The sequence below is a fragment of the Ralstonia nicotianae genome (assembly GCF_018243235.1).
GTDB lineage: Bacteria > Pseudomonadota > Gammaproteobacteria > Burkholderiales > Burkholderiaceae > Ralstonia > Ralstonia nicotianae.
Genome location: NZ_CP046675.1, coordinates 24885 through 44972 on the forward strand (window position 1 = coordinate 24885; position 20088 = coordinate 44972).

11 protein-coding genes are annotated in these 20088 nt (G+C 64.5%); 10 read left to right on the forward strand and 1 reads right to left on the reverse strand.

Annotated elements, in window-relative coordinates:
• Nucleotides 1-51 precede the first annotated feature (51 nt).
• The 8 genes from GO999_RS16805 (at nt 52) to GO999_RS16835 (ending at nt 17174) form a co-directional block, all read left to right on the forward strand.
• Nucleotides 52-1194: an ABC transporter substrate-binding protein gene (locus GO999_RS16805; RefSeq protein ID WP_071014222.1), complete on the forward strand. Its 1143-nt coding sequence runs from the start codon at nt 52-54 to the stop codon at nt 1192-1194.
• Between the two features lie 180 nt (nt 1195-1374).
• Entirely contained in the window at nt 1375-11874 is a 10500-nt protein-coding gene (locus GO999_RS16810; protein ID WP_211906999.1) for a hemagglutinin repeat-containing protein, read from the forward strand.
• Complete coding sequence (locus GO999_RS16815) at nt 11875-12117, forward strand: hypothetical protein (RefSeq protein ID WP_157048840.1); 243 nt, start codon at nt 11875-11877, stop codon at nt 12115-12117.
• Between the two features lie 49 nt (nt 12118-12166).
• Nucleotides 12167-12556, forward strand: a complete 390-nt coding sequence (locus GO999_RS16820; protein ID WP_157048841.1) for a hypothetical protein — start codon at nt 12167-12169, stop codon at nt 12554-12556.
• A 220-nt stretch (nt 12557-12776) separates the two neighbouring features.
• On the forward strand, nt 12777-13118 hold the full coding sequence (locus GO999_RS16825) for a hypothetical protein (protein WP_162913535.1): 342 nt from the start codon (nt 12777-12779) through the stop codon (nt 13116-13118).
• Between the two features lie 250 nt (nt 13119-13368).
• Nucleotides 13369-15141 (forward strand): ShlB/FhaC/HecB family hemolysin secretion/activation protein, encoded by a 1773-nt coding sequence (locus GO999_RS16830; protein ID WP_211907000.1) that lies wholly within the window; start codon nt 13369-13371, stop codon nt 15139-15141.
• 978 nt (nt 15142-16119) lie between these two features.
• The gene (locus GO999_RS24985; protein ID WP_277615477.1) at nt 16120-16542 is read left to right on the forward strand and encodes a hypothetical protein; all 423 of its coding nucleotides are present in this window, start codon (nt 16120-16122) and stop codon (nt 16540-16542) included.
• Nucleotides 16464-17174, forward strand: coding sequence for an amidohydrolase family protein (locus GO999_RS16835; RefSeq protein ID WP_277615478.1), 711 nt, complete (start codon nt 16464-16466; stop codon nt 17172-17174). Before GO999_RS24985 ends, GO999_RS16835 begins: the two co-directional genes overlap by 79 nt.
• A 293-nt stretch (nt 17175-17467) precedes the next feature.
• On the opposite strand, the gene GO999_RS16840 is transcribed toward GO999_RS16835, so the two are convergent.
• Nucleotides 17468-18601 carry a nickel/cobalt efflux transporter gene (locus GO999_RS16840; RefSeq protein ID WP_011003853.1) on the reverse strand — a complete coding sequence of 378 codons (1134 nt, stop codon included), beginning with the start codon at nt 18599-18601 and terminating at the stop codon, nt 17468-17470.
• Nucleotides 18602-18702: 101 nt separating this feature from the next.
• Between GO999_RS16840 and GO999_RS16845 the strand changes: the two genes are divergently transcribed.
• On the forward strand, nt 18703-18975 hold the full coding sequence (locus GO999_RS16845; protein WP_011003854.1) for a metal/formaldehyde-sensitive transcriptional repressor: 273 nt from the start codon (nt 18703-18705) through the stop codon (nt 18973-18975).
• 132 nt (nt 18976-19107) lie between these two features.
• Nucleotides 19108-20079 carry a chromate resistance protein ChrB domain-containing protein gene (locus GO999_RS16850; protein WP_211907001.1) on the forward strand — a complete coding sequence of 324 codons (972 nt, stop codon included), beginning with the start codon at nt 19108-19110 and terminating at the stop codon, nt 20077-20079.
• Nucleotides 20080-20088: the final 9 nt, after the last annotated feature.

Here is a 20088-nt window from a genome sequence, read left to right on the forward strand (position 1 = left end):
CCGACAGAACCTCCGTTGCCGGCGCGGGCCGGCGCATTTCGAGTGCTATTCATGATGCTCAAGCGCTTTGCGATCCTGGTGGCCTGGGTCGCCGGTTTCGCGATGCGTGCCGTGCACGCCGATGTCATCACGGTCGCCCAGGTGCTGCCGGAAGGCTCCGTGGAAATGTCGATGCGCGCCACCACCGAGGCGGCGGAGTGCTATCTCCGCAAGGTCAGCGATGCCGGCGGCATCAACGGCCACACATTCAACGTCGTGACCGTCGACGCCCCCGGCAGGCTGGACGCCGCCACCCAGCGCGCGGCGGAAACGATTCGCCAGTATCGTCCGGCCGCATTGCTGAACTACTCCGGGTCGGCACGCATCGCGGCGCTGATCCGGCGTGGCGTCCTTGACGCGACCCGCACTCCGGTGATCGGCGCGAACGTCGCTTCCACGCGGGTGCGGCAAGACCCGAACAACCGCTGGGTGTTCCATGTCCGCGCGGGCGTCCGGGCCGAAGCTGCCAAGATGGTGAGCCAGGCCGTGTCGCTGGGCGGCCGGCAGGTCGCCATCCTCTACCGGGACGATGTGTTCGGAGAAGACGGCATGCACAGCAGCGTTGACGCGCTGAGCGCATCCGGGCTCGAACCGGCCGCGGTCCTTCCCATGCCGACCGACATGATGGACAGCGCGGCCTTGACCCAACTGGCGGAGGATGTGCTGCGCGTGGACGCCGGCGCCATTCTGATGTTTTCCGACAGCGTCAACATCGGCGGGTTCTTGCGCGCCTATCGCGAGCGCGGCGGGATTGCCGTGGTGACGACGGATTCCACGCCGTCCGCCGATGAACTGGTGCGCGCATCGAGCGTTGAGCTTGCGCGGAGCGTGCATCTCACGGAGGTGATGCCGCCGATCGGCAAGCGCAATGTGCGCCTGGTGCGGGCGTTCGTGGCCGACATGACCGCCGCCGGCCGGCCCGACCTGGCCAGGTCGGCGACGGCGCTCGAGGGCTATGTGGCCGCCCGCCTGTTTGTCGAGGCGGTGCGCAGGATCAGCGGCCCGGTCACGGGCGAGGCGGTGCGCACGGCGCTGCTGCAGCGCGGCCCGTTTGACCTGGGGGATTTTGAGATCCGATTCGGGCCCGCTCAGTACGAGGGCTCGCGATACGTGGGCATCGGCATCATCGGCCACCTGGGACGGGTGTTGAACTGACGATAGGGGGAGCACATTGGGCTTGAGTCGATGAGGTTTTTTGAGGGTTTGGCGCAAGCCACGGCGGCTTCCGGCAATTTCGCTGTCTGGCTACCTCAAATTGAGTAGTTTTCTTCACTTTGTGCAGTAAAGTGCGCTTAGAATCCCGGTCTTGGTAGAAATTACAAAGTCTGGGTTGTCATGAACGCGAAGTGCTATCGAACCGTTTTCAACGCTGTACGCGGCATGTTGGTGGCCGTAGAGGAATCGGCGAGAAGCACAGGCAAGGGGCGTCAGACCGGCGGGCAAGCCGGCACGTCGGCCGCATCGACCTCCACCGCCGCGCGCTTCGCCGTGCTGCCGGTGGTGTTCGGGGCATGGTGCGTATTGGGCGTGTCCTATACCGTGCAGGCCCAGGTTGTCGCGGCCCCGGGGTCGGGCGCCCATGTCATCCAGACGCAGAACGGATTGCAGCAAGTCAACATCGCACGGCCGAACGGAAGCGGTGTTTCGCTCAATACCTATACGCAGTTCAACGTTCCCGGTCAGGGAACCATCCTGAACAACGCCCCCGGCATCACGCAAACGCAGCAGGCCGGCTACGTCAACGGCAACCCGAACCTGCTGCCCGGCGGCTCGGCGCGCATCATCGTCAACCAGGTCACCAGCACGTCGCCGAGTACCCTGCAGGGGTATCTGGAGGTGGCCGGCCCGCGTGCGGAAGTGGTGATCGCCAACCCGAACGGCATCCTGGTCAACGGCGGGGGCTTCATCAATACGAGCCGGGCGACGTTGACGACCGGGGTGCCCGTTTTCGGCGGCAGCGGCAGCCTGGATGCCTACCGCGTGACCGGTGGGCAGATCACGGTGCAGGGCGCGGGCCTGAACGCCAGCAACGTCGACCAGGTGGACCTGATTGCGCGGGCGGTGTCGGTCAACGCATCTGTGTACGCCAACCAGCTCAACGTGGTGGCGGGGGCGAACCAGGTGGACCGCGGCACGCTCAACGCGACGCCGATTGCCGGTGATGGCACGGCCCCGGGCAACGGCATCGACGTGAGCCAGCTGGGCGGCATGTATGCCAACAAGATTCTGCTGGCCTCGACCGAGAAAGGTGTTGGGGTTTCCCTGCGCGGTGTTGCCGCTGCCCAGGCGGGTGATCTGACGCTGACCTCCCAGGGCAAGCTGCTGCTCGCCGGCCAGACCAACGCGAGCGGCAACCTGTCCGTGTCCGCCCAGGGCGGCATCGACAACACCGGCACCACCTACGGCCGGCAATCCGCCTCCCTCAGCACGTCCGGTGACCTGACGAACAGCGGCACGCTCGCCGCGCAGCAGAACCTGGGCATCAACGCGAATAACGTGGCGTCGAGCGGGACGCTGGGGGCGGGTGTCAACAGTGATGGTTCGTTCGCGCATGCGGGCGACCTCTCCGTGGTTGCCGGCGGATCGATGTCCGCGACCGGCCAGAACGTGGCTGGTGGCAATGCGACCCTGCAGGGCGCGAGCGTCAATCTTGCCGGCAGCCAGACCTCGGCCAACGGCAACCTCAGTCTGAACGCCCAGGCCGGCAATCTGGATCTGACCGGTGCCACAACAAGCGCGGGCGGTGCGTTGAGCGCCAACGCCCAGGGCGCGCTGATCAACGACCGCGGCCACCTCTCCAGCCAGGGCGCCGCGACGGTGACCGCCGGCAGCCTGTCCAACCAAGGTGGGCAGATCGTCTCGCAGAATGCGCTGTCGGCCAACATCGCGGGCGCGCTCTCCAACCAGGGCGGCACATTGCAAGCCGCCGGAGCGCTCAATGCCAACGCCGGCAGCCTGGACAACACGGCCGGCCACATCGCCTCGCTCAATACCGACGGTCTGAACCTCACCACGACCGGGCGGCTCAACAACGCCCAGGGCGGCACGATTGGCGGCAACGGCAATGTGACCGTGCAGGCCGGCCAACTGAGCAACGCCGGCACCATCAGTGCCGTGCAGAACCTGGGCGTCAGCACGGCGCAGACCCTGACCAATGCCGGCACGCTCGCCGCCAACGGCAATACCACGGTCTCCGCCGGGACGACGCTGACCAACGGCGGTGGCACGATTGCAGCCGGCCAGCGGACAAACGTTTCGGCCGCGACGCTCGATAACAGCGCGGGGACCCTCACCGGCAACCAGCTTGCGCTGGCCGCGGCCAACCTGATCAACCGCAACGGCAGCATCACGCAGTCCGGAACGGGGCCGATCACGATCGGCGTGTCCGGCACGCTCGACAACACCAACGGTTCCATCCAGACCAACAGCGCGGACCTGACGCTCGCACCGGCGACGCTGATCAACGACCACGGCACGATCACCGATTCCGGTACCGGCACGCTATCCGTGACGACCGGAAGCCTGTCCAACAACGGCGGCACGATCGCGACGAACGGTGCGCTGGATGTCCAGGCCGGCGCCGTGTCGAACCAGGGCGGCAAGCTGTCGGCGCAATCGCAGGCCACACTCAACGTCGCATCGCTCGACAACAGCGCGGGCGGCTACGTGGGCGCGCAAGGCGTCGCCATCACGGATCAGGGCGTACTGGACAACGCGGGCGGCACCGTCGCGGCAAGCGGCGCGCTGACCGTATCGGCGGGTTCCATCGCCAATGCCGGCGGGGCCATCAAGAACGCCGGCACCCAGGCAACCCGCGTGAGTGCAACCCAAGCGCTCTCCAACACCCGGGGCGGCCTGATCGGCGGCAATGGCGAGGTGTCGGTGTCGGGCGGCAGCGTGGACAACTCGGGTGGAACCGTTGCCGCAGGCGGTGCCGTCACCGTGCAGTCCGGCAGCACCCTGGGCAACGTGGCAGGGCTGATCCAGGCCAAGGGCAACGCCTCGGTCACAGCCGGGGGGGCCATCGACAACACCGGCGGCCAGATCGAGGCGGACGGCACCGCATCCACGCTTCAGGTGGCTGGTGCGGCTGTGGACAACACCAACGGCCGGATCGCCAACACTGGCACCGGTGCGACCCAGGTCACGGCGGCCACGGTCGTCAACGCCAATACCGGCGGTGCGGCCGGCGCTGGCACCATCGGCGGCAATGGCGACGTGACGGTCTCCGGTCAAACGCTGTCGAATACCCAGGGCGGGCAGATCGTCGCCGGCCATGACCTGACGCTGGCCACCACCCGGTCGGTGAACAACAGCGGCGGCACGCTGTCGGCGGCGAACAATTTCACGGCCAACGCAGCGGGCGCTGCCGTCGTTAACCAGGCCGGCTCGATCCGCGGCAACGGCGCGGTGAGCCTCAATGTCGCCTCGCTCGACAACACCTCGGGCAAGATCGGCAACGACGCCGGCAGCGGCGGCAGTGTGGCGATGACGACCGGTTCGCTGGCGAACCAGGGCGGCGCCATCGGCAGCGACCGCAATCTGAGCGTCACGACCGGCCAACTGAGCGGCGACGGCCGGATCATCGCGGGTGGCGACGGCGCCATCACGATCAACGGCAACTACACCCACTCGGCCGCCAACCAGATCCAGGCCAACCACAACCTGACCTTCACCACCACCGGCACCCTGACCAACCAGGGGACGCTGGCCGCCGTCAACGCGCTGACCGTGAACGCGGCCAACGTCGACAATCGCGCCGGGGCCGACCTGAACTCGGCGTCCACCGCGGTCAACGCCGGCGGCGCGATCACCAACGCCGGGCGGATCGAAGGCGACACGGTCTCCACGCAAAGCGGGTCGTTCGCCAATACGGGCACCGTGATCGGCAACAACGTGACGCTGAACGCCCGGGCCATCAGCAACACGGGGGCCTCGGCGGCGCTGGCCGCGGCGACGCAATTGAACCTGTACGCGTCCGACAGCCTGTCCAACACGGGCGGCGCGACGATCTTCAGCCTGGGCGACATCAACATCGCCGCCAATGGCGCGCGGGATGGGAACGGCCTGCTGGCCAACCGTTCGAACCTGGTCAACAACGATCAGTCGACCATCGAAGCGCAGGGCAACCTGGAGATCGCCACCCAGACGCTGAACAACACGCGGCCGGAGCCGATCGTGCAGACCGTGACGACGGGCACCAGCACGGCGCACGAAACCAAGCGCGGCAAGTACATCGCCTGCGCGACCATGAACGCCGCGCCGCACGGCGGCTGCACGCAGGCGGTCTGGAACAGCGGCTACAAGACGCCGATCGATGCGACCTTCTCCACGTCGCAGATCGTGTCGCAGACTTCCGGGCCGAATCCGGTCGACAACGTGCTGGTGGTCAACGTCAACGGCCAGAACCAGACGATCTACTACAACGCGGTCACCAACAACGGCAACGGCACGGTGAGCGTCAACTACTGGGACGCCTACGACCCGCATACCAACTACGTGCCCTCCACGGAGTATGCGACGCGCAGCGACGGCCACAACGGTTACCAGCGTGTCGAAATCGCCCGCGACACGACCACCACGACCCAGCAGGATCAGGTGACCAGCAGCGCGCCGCAGGCCCGCTTGCTCGCCGGCCGCAACATGACGCTGGCCAACGTCGGCACCATCAACAACAACTACAGCGCCATCGCGGCCGGCGGCTCGATCAAGATCGGCAGTTCGCAGCAAGGCGGCGCGGTCGGCAGCGGCAACTACGGCGGCACCACGGTCAACAACGTCGGGCGGACGCTTTATCAGTACCAGACCCGGAACATCGTCTCGACCTATGCATGGAACGAGGGGACGAACCAGGATGTCGGCACAGTGGCACAAGCGCCAGTGGTGGCGGCACCGGTGGCGATCGGCGGCACGGGCGGCACCCTCATTGCCAACAACGCAATCCAGATCAACGCGACGAACCTGAACAACACCAACGTGGCCGCCGCCAGCTCCGCCACGGGCGCGACCGGCGGCACGCTGGGTGCCAATCAAGCCGCTTCCGGCGTCTCCGCGTCCGGCCAGCAGGCGGTGGGGGCGGCCAGCGGCCAAGCACCGTCCGTCAACGCGCCACAATCGGTGGCGGGCAGCAACGGCGCGCTCAACATCAGCCTGCCGACCAGCGGCCTGTTCTCGTTCCGCACGGCGCCCGGCCAGCCCTACCTGATCGCCACCGACCCGCGCCTGACCAGCTATACCAAGTTCATCTCCAGCGACTACATGCTGAGCGCGCTGAACCTGAACCCGCAGCAGGTCCAGAAGCGCCTGGGCGACGGCTTCTACGAAGAGAAGCTGGTGCGCGACCAGATCACGCAGCTCACCGGGCGCGTCTATCTGCAGGGCTACGGCAACAACGAAGACCAGTACCGCGCGCTGATGGCCTCGGGCGTCAACGCGGCCAGGCAGTTCAGCCTGGTGCCGGGGATCGCGCTGACGGCCGCCCAGATGGACGCTTTGACCAGCGACATCGTCTGGCTGGTCACCCAGACCGTGAAGCTGCCGGACGGCTCCACGCAGCAGGTGCTGGCGCCGGTCGTCTATCTGGCGCACACGCATGCGAACGATCTGCAGCCCACCGGCGCGCTGATTGCCGCCGATGATGTACAGATCCATGCGGTAGGCAGCGCGACCAACTCGGGCGTGATCAAGGGCGGCACGCAGACGGTCATCACGGCCACGGACATCGTCAACCGGGGCGGCACCATCTCGAGCGACAAGGCCCACGGCACGACGGTGGTCTCCGCCACCCACGACATCCTCAATGCGTCGGGCGAGATCAGCGGCAACCGGGTGGCGGCGCAGGCCGGCCACGACATCGTCAACACAACCCTGGTGGATACCGTTGGCGCGACGGCGGTTGCGGGCAACAGCCGCGCAAACGTGACGCTGGTCGGCCGTCAGGGCTCGATTGCCTCGACGGGCGATCTGCTGGTGCGGGCGGGCAACGATCTGACCGTGCACGGGGCCAACATCACCGCCGGCGGCAACGCGCAGGTGACGGCTGGGCATGACATCCTGGTCGATGCCGTGCAATCGACTACGTCGCAGTCGGTCACCAAGAACAGCCAGCATCATTGGGAAGCTGACAGCACGACCCACCAGGGCAGCACGATCTCGGCGGGCGGCAGCCTGGCCATGCAGAGCGGCAATGACACTACCTTCAAGGGGGCGACGGTCAGTGCCGGGCAGGATCTGAGCGTGATCGCCGGCGGCAACCTGACGGCGACGACGGTCACCGACACGTCGAAGTACAACAACGTCGCGGCAGACGACAAAGCACGGAAAGAGTCCAGCCGGACCTACGACGAGACGGTCGCCGGGACCACCTTCACCGCAGGCCGCGACGCCACCTTCGCCGCCGTGAACGCGAACGCCGGCGGGCAGGCGCGGACCGACGGCAAGGGGAATGTGACCTTCATCGGTTCGTCGGTCACGGCCGGCACGGCGCAGCAGGACAACACGTCGACCGCCTCCGCTGCGGGTAACCCCGAGCACATGACCGTTGGTCGTGTCGACCCGACGGGCACCAGGTCCGGCGCATCGACCAAGGCGGGCGGCGTCACCATCGTGGCCGACCGCAATGTGACCCTGGCCGAGGCACGCGAGGTGCATGACAGTACCCGGTCCGTCTCCAGCGAGAGCGGGAGTGCGCTGTCGTCCAAGTCGGCCTCGTCCAGCGACGCGATGCACCTGGACGTGGGGGCGGGGAGTTCAGTCTCGGGCAATTCCGTACGCGTGCAGGCCGGCAATGACCTGACCGTGCGCAACAGTGCCGTGGTGGGCTCGGGCGACGTCAGCCTGAACGCCGTGGGCGGCAATGTGCTCATCACGGCCGGCCAGAACGTCCGTGACGAATCGCACAGCTTCGAGCAAAAGCAGTCGGGCTTCTCCGGCACCGGGGGGATCGGGATCGCCTACGGCCACAGCGGCGCCAACGGCCGTTCCGAACTGCACGAGGTCACGCAGAGCGATGCGCGCAGCACGGTCGGCAGCACCGGCGGCAACGTGTCGATCTCGGCCGGCAAGGACGCGGCCATCATCGGCAGCGATGTGATGGCGGGCTCGGCTGGCGGCGCCACCGGCAACATCGATGTGCGCGCGCAGAACATCCGGATCGAAGCGGGGCAGGATCACGCGTGGTCGAGCTCGTCCCAGGAGGCGCACAGCAGCGGCATTTCCGTCGGGCTGGTGGGCACGCCGCTGGACACCTTGCGCAACCAGCGCGAGGCGCAGCGTGATCCCAGCAAGGTCAACCGCGTGCGCAACTCGCTCAATGAGGTGGGCGCGGGGGCGCTGGATACGCCGCAACTGGCGATCGGGTTCAACGCCCGCGGCAGCAGCAGCCGGACGTCGAGCGAATCGCTGACGCACAGCGCCAGCCAACTGACCGCATCGGGCGACATCCGCCTGCGCGCCACGGGCAACGGCGCCACCGATGCCAACGGCCGCGCCGCCAGCGGCGACATCACCATCACCGGCAGCACCCTGAGCGCCGGCGGCACAGCAGCGCTGGATGCGCAGCGCAGTGTCGTGCTTCAGGCGTCCACCGACACCTACCAGGAGTCGAGTTCGGCCAGCAGCTCCGGCTCGCACTTCAGCACGGCCGGCCCCTCCTGGGGCGATCTTGGCCGCAATGTCGGTGGCGGGCCGAACAGCAGCGGGGTGGGGCTTGCACCCTACGGCTCCGCTCACAGTGCGGACAACGCCGCCGGCAACAGCAGCCGCCAGAACGCGTCGGTCGTGATCGGCAAGAGCGTGCAGGTGCAGGCGCGCACGGGCGACATCACCGTCGCGGGCAGTGGCATTTCGGCGCTGTCGGATGTGGATCTGCTGGCCAAGCAGGGCAAGGTCGACATCGTGGCGGGCAACGACACCTCCAGTCGCCACGAGGACCATTCCGACCGCACGATCGGAGATCTGGGCGGCAACGGTTACTCCGGCACGGTGGGCGTGCGCAGCGCCAGCAGCACGTTGGACACGGCCAAGAGCCAACAGAGCACGATCCGCAGCCAGGTAAGCAGCGCGGCGGGCAACGTCACCATCGCCGCGCGAGACGACGTAACGGTGCACGGTGCCGATGTGTCGGCCGGTGGGGACCTCAAGGTGACCGGCCGCAACGTGCTGCTCGACGCGGGGCAGGACGCCGAGCGCAGCCGGCAGACGGAATCGTCGAGCCAGTACGGCGTGACGCTGGCGATGTCGGGCTATGCGGTGAGCATCGCGCAGTCGGTGGAGCAGGCAGGGCGGGCTGTCGAGCAGCACAAGGATCCGCGCGTCGCGGCGCTGTATCTGGCGCAGGCGGCGTTGATGGGTTACAACGCTGCGGGGAATCCAGGTCTGAACTCCCAGAACGGATCTGCCATCCAGGTGCAGGCAGCGGCGCAGCCGCAAGCGCAGTCGTCCGCCATCGTCAAGGCCACGCTCAGCATCGGCGGCGGGTCGTCATCGAGCGAGTCGAACGCGAACGCCACGGTCAACCAGGGCAGCACGCTGCGCGCGGGGCAGAACGTGACCATCACGGCGACGGGTAAGGACGCGTCGGGCAAGGTGGTGGACGGCGACATCGTGGCGCGCGGCTCCAGCATCTCGGGGCGTAACGTCTCGCTCGATGCGGCACGCGATATCACCCTGGAAAGCCGTCAGGACAACACGCACCAGGACAGCAAGAGCGGCGGCTCGAATGCGAGCATCGGCGTGGGCGTGGCCCTGGGCGGCAACCAGACCGGTTTCACGCTGGAGCTGGCCGCGGGCTTCAACCGGGCGCATGCGGACGGGGATGCGGTCACACACGTGAACTCGTCGGTGAACGCCGCCGACACGCTGACGCTCAACGCTGGTCGGGATGCGAACCTGCGTGGTGCGCAAGCGTCGGGCAACACGGTGAACGCCACGGTGGGCCGCAACCTGAACGTGGAGAGCCGACAGGACACGGACAACTACGCCAGCCGTTCGGAGAGCGGCGGCGCGCAGGTGAGTCTGTGCTTTCCGCCGTTCTGTTACGGGTCGACCTTCAGCGGCAACGCGAACGTCGCGGAGGGCAAGACCGACAGCACGTATGCGTCGGTGGTGCATCAGAGCGGTATCGCGGCGGGCACGGGCGGCTACAACATCAACGTGAAGGGCAACACGGATCTGGTGGGCGGGGTGATCTCGTCCACGGCGGCACCGAGCAAGAACGTGCTGCGCACGGGCACGCTGACCACGCGGGACGTGGAGAACCACGCGGCGTACTCAAGCGAGCAGAGCAGCGTCAGCGTGAGCTACACCAGCGCCAATCCGCTCAACTCGGAGGCGGTGCCGACGCCGATGCAGCAGGGGGTGAGCAACCTGGCGAGCAATGCCGTCGGCAACGCGCAGGGGCCGATCGCGGGGAATGCGTCGGGCACGACGCGCTCGGCCATCTCGGCGGGCACGGTCGTCATCACCGACAACGCGGGGCAGGTGGCGAAGACAGGCAAGGACGCGCAGGCCACGGTAGCGGGCTTGAACCGGGACACGGAGCACGCCAACGACGGCGCGATCGGGAAGATCTTTGATAAGCAGAAGGTTGAGGAGCAGCAGGAGATTGCGCGGTTGCAGGCGCAGGTGGTGCAGCAGGCCGCGCCGATCCTGTACAACAAGGTCGGTAGCATGCTGGAGGGGCAGCCTCCCGAGGTGAAGGTGGCCGTGCATGCGCTGATTGGCGGGCTGATCAGCCGGGCGATGGGTGGGGAGTTTGTGGCCGGGGCGGCGGGCACGGGTGCTGCCGAACTGGCGATGGTGACGTTTGGCAAGCAGTTGCTGGCGATCGATGGGTTGTCGGAAAAGGATCGTAAAGCGCTGGTGCAACTAGTTGGGATGGCGGTTAGCGGTATGGCTGCTGGCGCGGCGGGCGGATCAACTGCCGGTGTGGCTGCCGCAGCGGGGACAGCGCAGATTGCAGTGCAGAACAACTTCTTAGCGCACGAGCAGCGTGAACAACGCAAGAAAGATCTTGCCGCTTGTAAATCAGCTCGGGAATGCGATGCAGTTACCGCCGCGTGGGATGCCATCAGTAAGAAGCAACAAGCTGATGCACAGGCTTGTATCAGCAGCGATAGCTGCAAAGTTGTCCTCAACGTGCTCGTGTGGCCTGCCATCGAAAGCGCGCTCAATGAGGCCAAAGCAGAGTGCGCACCACCGCGGATGTGCTCCGCGCAAGCTCAGGAAGATATCAATCAGTTACAGCACCTCTGGAATCAAAAAGACGCGATTCAGAGCTTTTATGAAGTTGAGAAGTTCGTGGCAGAATTTGTGGCCGTTGGCAAAGGTATCACAGTTGCCATTGGCGCCGTCAGCAAGGCAGTGGAGATCGCCAGGGGATTGCGAGCTGCTGATGAAGCGGCCAAGCTGACTGCCGGAGATACCGCATCCACCCTCATCAAGGGCTTGCCGGACCGTTTGTTGGCGGACAATATTGCTGGTGATGGGATGATTCTGCATCCTATCAAGATCAGCCCAGAAGTCTTATCTGTTACGGCCCAACAACCGTACAAGGAAGGCCAACTCATAACAAATGCGGGCCGAGCCGTTACAAAACATCCCGAATATTTCGGGTTCGATTCAACTCAAGAGCTGAGGAAAGTATACAGAACGGATACCCAACTTAACGAACTAGCCGCAAATTCCATACGGGAAATTCTACGGGATGGTGCGCGTACGACTGGATCTGGGGGGCGATATCCGAATGGATGGGTCACATACACATTGCCCGATGGGAGGGCTGCAAGTTGGGGGGCCTCGGGTGATTTTATTGGATTTAGAGGGATTTCGAAATAAATGGACGATCTGATTTTTGAGAAAGTTGGTGATATTAATTTTACCTACCCCTATATGTGCATATACAGGGTTGGTGAAAATGATCCGTTCATGGAAATAGGAATTACGGATGAAAAAGAGATCGAAATGACGATATATCCCAATGAGCGTAATGTTGTGATTGGCGTTGATAAATGGGAGGAAATATCAAAAAGGGCGAGAATTTTCTTGCAAAGAGTGCTAGAAGATGATGCTGCTTCCTGAGGAGGGACTCAAATCTGGAGTGCAACACCTTGCCATTCGGTAAGGTGTGGTGAAAGACGAAGAAGTGCCGACAACTGCAACCCGAAGATTGAATAAATATCGAGATTTGGAGGGCGAAGCAGGTCAGTCTGAGGAATCTAATTTCCTTTGGGCGTTTGTCGGGAGGTTGAAAGTGGAAAAATTACCTGAGGGGTGGGACGATTTTGTTCGGGTCCTTGAATCTGAGTGGAAAGATAACGAAGTCACGGCGGAGCTCGTTCGTCTTGTTTCTGACCGCTGTATAACTAAGGCAATTTGGGGTTGTCTTAGAAGTGGTGCAGTTAGATGGCTGTATTGGAATGTTCCAATTCTGAATGATCAGCGTCCGATTGACTTGCTCCAGACTGAAGAGGGGCGCGGTAGTATCCGTTGGGTGCTTATTTCCAGTCCGTGGTGGTAGTGAGGCGAGACTATAATCAAACTAAAATGAGTCCGACTATGGGTGCTGATCTCATCGAAAAGAATCGCTGAGGCCTCCAGCTTTTCCTGGAGCATATGCCGCAGGTCATTGAGAATCGTTGGGGGGTAGTCATGAATTTCAAGGGGGCTGTAATCCAGGGTGGCGGCAGGGGGGCGATTTTGTCGAGCTGTCCGGGTGGCTTGTTGATAAGGAGGAGGGGTTGTTTCTTTTGGGTTATCATTGCCCAAAAGATTACAATTACCCGGATAGGGTAAAAATAGAAAATGGAAATATAATTTACCCAATACTTGCGGCGGTGCCAAGTTTGGGTGGTGGTTGGTCGCTATTGTTCCATCGGGCGAAGATTTGTGGCTACGTCTCGGATGGCGATAGTCCAAAAATAAAGGTGGTGAGCATTTTCGTTCAAGGGGATAGATCTTCTGAGGGCCTTAAGGAAATTAATATTTGCGACGAGGTTGTTGGTGGATATGTTAGTAGGTTTGGCGATTACGATTTTAGCGGTCGCCCAAACCCAACGCGTGATTGGCTTGATGATGTTTAAGGTTGTGTTTGTATTTTTTAATTATGAAAATAAAATAATTGTTTAATTTATTTGTGAGGCAGGGTTGCCTGTGAAGTTCAGGTGAAAAATTGGCTGCGCTGTTCGGTTGGGGGCGGAAAATCAGTGGCCGATTGATTTTTTTCCGTGCTGCGTAGTTGCGTGCAGGCATCCGTTGGATATTAATCTCAGCCCCGGGTCGAGTGTGATTGTCGGGGAAATTGGCGCAAGGATTTTGCGCCGAAAATCGAACATGCAATACAAGAAAAAATCACTGCCGCTCGCACTCGGTGCGGTCGGTTTTCTGATGTCACATCTTCCAGCCGACGTCTTCGCCCAAACACCCCCCACCCAGTCGGCAGCCACTGCAACCGCCAACACAGAACAGGAACAACGGCTGCGCCAACAGCAACAAGCCCGCGAACGCGAGCAAGCCGTGCAGGCCCCCGCAGTCCGCGCCCAGCAAGCCGCCCCGGCCGAGTTTCCCGAACTCCCCACCGAAACGCCATGCTTCCGCATTGACCACTTCGCGCTGGAGGTCCCGCAGGACTTGCCCGAGGCCGCCCGTATCAAGGGCGCCTCTTCGTTGCCGCAGGACTCCTTCGCCTTCGCCCAGGCATGGCTGAACCACTACAACGGCACCTGCGTCGGCAAGCAGGGCGTGGACGTGCTCACCAGGGGCGTATCGCAAGCCGTTCTGAGCCGAGGCTATGTGACCACGCGCGTGCTGCTGCCCCAGCAGGACCTGAGCACCGGCACGCTGCGCTTCGTCCTTGTGCCCGGCATGATCGGGCAGATCCGTTTCGCGCAGGCCGATGTGCGGGGTACCTGGAAGTCTGCGTTCCCTTCGCGCCCAGGTGATCTGCTGAACCTGCGCGATCTCGAACAAGGCCTGGAGCAAATGAAGCGCGTCGCCAGCCAGGACGTCGACATGCAGCTCGTGCCCACGGACGTGCCGGGCGTGAGCGATGTGGTGATCTCGGTCAAGCGCGCCAAGCCCTGGACGGTCGTGGCCGCGGTGGACAATTCGGGCACGCGCTCGACCGGCAAGCTGCAAGGCAACCTGAGCGTCAGCGTCGACAACCCGCTGGGCCTGAACGACCTGTTCAACGTGGGCTACAGCCAGGACCTGGATTTCAGCAACAAGGATCATGGCACGCACGGCTGGAACGGCTTCTACTCGGTGCCGTGGGGGTACTGGACGGCGACGGTGTCGGCGTATTCCAGCACCTACTTCCAGCAGATCGCGGGCGTCAACCAGACCTTCGTGTCGAGCGGCAATTCGCAGAACTTCGACGTCAAGCTGCAGCGCGTCATCGAGCGCTCGCAGAACGATGTGCTGGGTGTGCAGTTCCGCCTGTCCAAGCGGTTCGGCAAGAACTTCGTCGACGACACCGAGATTCCCCAGCAGCGGCGCAACAACACGGTGGTGGAAACCGGCCTGACGGATCGCCACTACTTCGGGGCCGCGCAGTTCGACGGCAGCCTGATGCTGCGCCACGGTGTGGGCGACCTGGGCGCGCAGGACGACACGCTGGCCGACGGCGGTGGCCCGACCTGGCACTATCGCATGCTGGTGGCGGATGCCAACCTGTCGGTGCCGTTCAAGGTGGGGGCGCAGCCGCTGCGGTATGTGACCACGTTCCGTGGACAGTTCACCAACGACCACCTGTATTCGATCGACGCGATCACCATCGGCAGCCGCTACACCGTGCGGGGCTTCGATGGCGAAATGTCGCTGCTGGGTGATCGCGGCTTCTATTGGCGCAATGAGCTGCAAGCGCCGATCGGCAACACCGGCCTGTCGCTCTATGGCGGTCTCGACTACGGCCATGTCTATGGCCCGTCAACGGTGGGCCTGGCCGGCACCCAACTGGCGGGCGCCGTGATCGGGCTGCGCGGTGGATGGGGGACGCGGGCCGGGTCGTTCTCTTACGATCTGTTCGCCGGTACGCCGGTCTATAAGCCTGCGGCGTTTCAAACTGCCCGGGTGACAGCGGGCTTTCAATTGATCTATCAATACTGAAGCTTCCCGCGCAATGTAGATCCACGCGTTGACGATGGAACGCTAACCGCCGCTTGGTGCAGGTTCCACAGTATGTTGCCCCCGCGCTGCGCTGCGCCATGGAAAGAGGTCAAGCTGACCCAACCAACGAAGCGCAGCGCGTCTGTCGAAGCTTCCAAACGTTGCCACCCCTTGCATGCCCACGCACCCACATAGTGGGCATGCCGAAGAGACCTCCACTCGAACTTGTTCATCGAACAGCCACTCCGTAATGGCAGGGCTATTACGCAGTGATAAACAAACCGTCTAGGCGGTTTACATCTAAATACCCCGATGCTACGCTTCGGCCGTTTCATGCATCCCCATGGGACCCGCTATAGCCGCCATTCTCTTAGCCCGGCTCGACAATCCGAGCCTGCTCCCCGGCGATGGGGGCGGCAGTGCTGGAGCCGATCCGATTCGGATTCGGCCGATTCCATTCTCGTAATGTGCTGGGCAAACTGAGGCGACCGGGCTGGGGCGTGGTTGCTTACGCCCGGGCAGGTGTCCCTATTAGGGACGAGGCATGCGCAGACCCGGCATGGCGAGGCAATCGCAACACTGGACGTGATCTTTGAGGAGGTTTGCCATATGAAGGATCGGGGCGCGGTGGCCGGCAGGCTCGGCACTGGCGGAATGAACGTGCCAAGACTGATGCGCGGCCTGGCGGTGGCGCTGAGCGCATGGGTCCTGTTGTTCGGGCAGCCGGCTTGGGCGTCGACGCTGGCGGGCGCGCGGCTCGTCGTCCAGAACGCGCTGATCTTCACCATGGCCGATGGCCAGCAAGCGCCGTTCGTCGGACACCTGGTCGTGGGACGCGATGGCCGCATTCTTGAAGTTGGCGCCGGTGCCGGTGCCAACCTGGCGTCGGAAGCCCGGCACGTGGATGCCGCCGGCATGTGGATGCTCCCCGGCTTTGTGTCGGCACATAGCCATCTCTGGCAAAGCGCCTTCGCGGGGATCGCGCCCGACCAGAACCTCGAAGGCTGGATCGACCAGCTCTACGGACAGGAAGCGCCCAGGCTGAGCGCCGGCGACCTGTATGCCCTGACGATGCGCGGTGGCTTGCATCACATCCGGCATGGCGTCACCACGGTCTTCAACCTCACTTTCACCGGTGCCGACAAGTCCGGCACCGCTGCCAGCTGCGCGGCGCGCTCGACGCCGGTGTACGGGTCGTGCACGGCTTCAACATCCGTAGGATCAGCGACCAGTGGTCCGTGGACAATGCCCGCGCACGCACGGCCCAGTTCCTGCAATGGGCAGCCGGGCAGCCCGAGCGCGAGCGCTATCTGGGGACCGCCATCGCCGGGGCGGGAGCCTACTACGATGCCCCGGAGCAGGCACGCGCGGAGGCGCTGTTCATGCGGGAATTCGGGCTGATGAACCAGCAGCATTACCTGGAGTCGCCCACCGGTTCGGCGGCGGAGCGTGCACGGTATGCGTCGTTGCAGCGGGCCGGCATGGTCGGGCCGAGCCTGATCTTCGGGCACTTCATCCACACCACGCCGGAGATCCTGGCCGATGCCGTTCGCGCCGGCGCGAGCATGACGTGGAACCCGCTGTCCAACGGCCGGCTCGGCTCCGGCACCGCGGACGTGGTCCGCTACCGCGAACAGGGGCTGCGCATCGGGATGGGGCTGGATGGCGAGGCCAGCGCCGACCGTGCCGATCCCTTCGCCAACATGCGGGCGGGCCTGTACCAGATTCGCTCGATGTACCGGTCAGCCGCCGTGCTGTCGCCCTATGACGTGCTGCGCATGCACACGGTCGGGAGTGCCGAGGTGCTGCATTTGCAGGATCGGATCGGCAGCCTGGCCGTCGGCAAGTACGCCGATTTCCTGCTGCTGGATCCGAGCGAGTTCACGCCATACAAGGAACCCTATGCGGCACTGGTGTTCGCGGCCGGCGTCGAGCAGATTCGCGCGGTGTATGTCGGCGGCCAGCCGGCCACGATGCCTGCGTCCCGGACCGATATGTTGCTGCCGCAGGCGCGGGGCCGCGTAGCGTGCTGAGTTCGGACGGCCGCCTGTGCTGCATGTCGTGACAGACGGCCTGGTTTGCGTAGGGGGTGGTCGGTGCCTCGGATGGGGTGGATGGATAGGCTTCACCGGTGCGTGAGGGCGCGGGCAGCGCCCTCACATTTCGCCGATGCCGGAACGCTTCATGGCAGGCAGCCAGCACGACCTGTCCAAATGGCTGCGTCGTGCTTAACGGCACAAACGCACGATCATGCTTCCAAGCAGCGTACCCGTGCCGCTCAATGGCGGGCGGAGAGGCTTTGTTTACGCGGCGACCAGGCGCAGGCTCACACGCTAGTCAGGCCCCGCAATCCCTGCCAGCCGACATACAGGCCCACCAGCACGATCAGCGCCCCGGAGAAGTACGGCGCCTTTCGCGCGAAGTCGCCGAATCCGCTCCAGCGCTTGGATACGTGCTTCACGCTCAGTGCGGCCAGCGCGCCGGACGCCACCATCGTCATGGCCAGTCCGATGCTGAAGCACAGCACAAGCGTTGCCCCCAGCGTGATCTGCTTGAGCTGCAGGCAGAGCAACAGCACCGTGATGGAGGCGGGGCAGGGGATCAGGCCGCCGGTGAGGCCGAAAACGATGATCTGGCCGGTCGTGACGTGCCGGTTGGCGAAGCGGCGGCGGATGTCGTTGGCATGCGCCAGTTCGTGGGCATCCTGGTAGCCCGGGGCGGAGAGGTCCAGTCCGTCGTAGTCCTGGATGGCGTGGTGAGGGTGGTCGTGGCCGTGCTCGACGAACTCGACGTCGTAGCTGTGGCGATGGCGGTCGCGCCCGAGGCTCAGGCGGGCGACGAATTCATGGGGCTCGGGGATCGTCTGCTCGGATTCGACAAAGCCATCGCGTTGCACGAAGTGGAATGACTGTCGGGTCCCGTCCGGCCTTTCCGTCTCGACGTGCACGTCGCTCGCCGACCAGGCGTGGCCATGCGGGCGCGCCTGGTCCTGGTAGAGGCGAAAGCGCGGCGGCACGCCATCCTCGAACACTTCGAGCCGGACCGTGCCATGTCCGGTGTCGATGTCCCTGGCTTCGTCGTGTCCGTGATCGTGGTCATGGTCGTGCGCGTGGGCCATCCGCTGGTCGCGCAGGGTGCGCCAGATCATCCACGCCGCCACACCGATGATCAGCACCGCGGACGCGACCTGGAAATAGGGCTCCGTCGCTTCCGCGTTCCAGTTCCGGCCGAAATACAGGCCCGCCATCGCCACGGCCCAAACGACCGCCGTGTGCGAGATCGTGGCCGACAGGCCGAGCAGGACGGCCTGCGTCAGCGTGCCGCGAATGGCGACAATGAACGCCGCCATCATGGTCTTCGAGTGGCCCGGCTCCAGGCCGTGCAGCGCGCCGAGCAGGATGGCGCTGGGAATGAACAGCCAGGCGTTGCCTTGCTGCAGAAGGGTCGAGAACTCAGTCATGCGCGGCCAAGGGCGGGTTTTCAGGAGTGCCACACTATACTCCCCCCTAGTATTTGCGTGCTACCCTCCCGTCGCCTCGAGTTACCCGAATTCCCCCATCCATGCCACATACCATTCGCGATAAAGCCAAGCTGCTGGCGCGCGTGCGGCGCATTCAGGGCCAAGCGGCCGCGCTGGAAAAACAACTCAATGAAGAGGGGGATTGCACGGAAGTGCTGCAGCAGATTGCCGCGATCCGGGGCGCCGTCAACGGACTGATGGCGGCGGTCATCGAGGGCCACTTGACCGATCACGTCGTGAAGGAGCCGACCGAGGCGCAGCGTCAGCAGGACCTCGATGCCGTCCTGCAAGTGATCAAATCGTATTTGAAGTAAGCCCACCCGCCGGGTGCCGGCCGCTTCCGGTCGGCCGTCGTGGCATCCGCGCTCGCCCGGGGTGCGGCGGCGTGAATCTGTAGCGGTCTCTACAACATTGCAGCGCTCAATACGGCGGCCTATGCTGCCGTCATGACTGCCGTCCCCGAAACCTGGCTTCTGCTGATCGTCAGCCTGCCGTCCGCCGGTGCGACCGTGCGCATGCGCATTTGGCGTGCAGTCAAGGCGCTGGGCTGCGCTGCCTTGCGCGACGGCGCCTACCTGCTGCCCGCACACGCGGAACAGGCCCGCCATTTGCGCGAACTGGCCGACGAAGCCACGCAGGAGGATGGGCAAGCCTGGCTGCTGCAAGTCCAGGCGCACGAGCCCGACGAGTCGGCCGCGGCCGCGTATCGGGGCCTGTTTGACCGTACCGCTGACTACACCGACTGGCTCGCCGAATTGTCGGCGGCGCGCAGGACGCTTCCCGGCCTGGCCGCCACCGAACTCGGCCGCCTGTATCGACGCCACGCGCGGGCTTACGATGCCATCCGCAGGGTCGACTTCTTTCCCAACGAGGCGTCCATCCGCGCGCAGGCGCAGTGGCGTGACTTTGCCGGTGCCATTGAAGCCATCCAGTCGCCTGGCGAGCCTCATGCGGCCGACGGCAGCATCGCCCGGCGCGACCCGGCCCAGCACCAGGGCCGGCTGTGGGCGACCCGCCGCCACCTGTGGGCCGATCGTGTCGCCAGCGCCTGGCTGATCCAGCGTTTCGTCGATCCGCACGCACGCTTTCTGTGGCTGGAAAGCACCGCCGATTGCCCGGCCGACGCGCTGGGTTTCGACTTCGATGGTGCCGCCTTCACGCACGTCGCCGACCGGGTGTCCTTCGAGGTGCTGCTCGCGAGCTTTGGCCTGGACGGCAATCCTGGGCTGGCCCGGATCGGCGCGATGGTGCATGCGCTGGATGTGGGCGGCATGGCGGTGCCCGAAGCCGGCGGATTCGAGGCCATCCTGGCCGGCGCGCGCAAGCGGCTGGCCGACGACGATGCGCTGTTGCGGGAGGTCGGCGGCGTTCTCGATTCCCTCTACGCCCATTTCTCCGGCAGCCGCAAACCGGGCTGACCCAACCAA

Excerpts from the sequence above, each read along its gene's own strand:
- GO999_RS16805 (WP_071014222.1), top strand. The coding sequence starts at position 52 with ATGATGCTCAAGCGCTTTGCGATCCTGGTGGCCTGGGTCGCCGGTTTC.
- GO999_RS16810 (WP_211906999.1), top strand. The coding sequence starts at position 1,375 with ATGAACGCGAAGTGCTATCGAACCGTTTTCAACGCTGTACGCGGCATG.
- GO999_RS16815 (WP_157048840.1), top strand. The coding sequence starts at position 11,875 with ATGGACGATCTGATTTTTGAGAAAGTTGGTGATATTAATTTTACCTAC.
- GO999_RS16830 (WP_211907000.1), top strand. The coding sequence starts at position 13,369 with ATGCAATACAAGAAAAAATCACTGCCGCTCGCACTCGGTGCGGTCGGT.
- GO999_RS16840 (WP_011003853.1), bottom strand. The coding sequence starts at position 18,601 with ATGACTGAGTTCTCGACCCTTCTGCAGCAAGGCAACGCCTGGCTGTTC.
- GO999_RS16845 (WP_011003854.1), top strand. The coding sequence starts at position 18,703 with ATGCCACATACCATTCGCGATAAAGCCAAGCTGCTGGCGCGCGTGCGG.
- GO999_RS16850 (WP_211907001.1), top strand. The coding sequence starts at position 19,108 with ATGACTGCCGTCCCCGAAACCTGGCTTCTGCTGATCGTCAGCCTGCCG.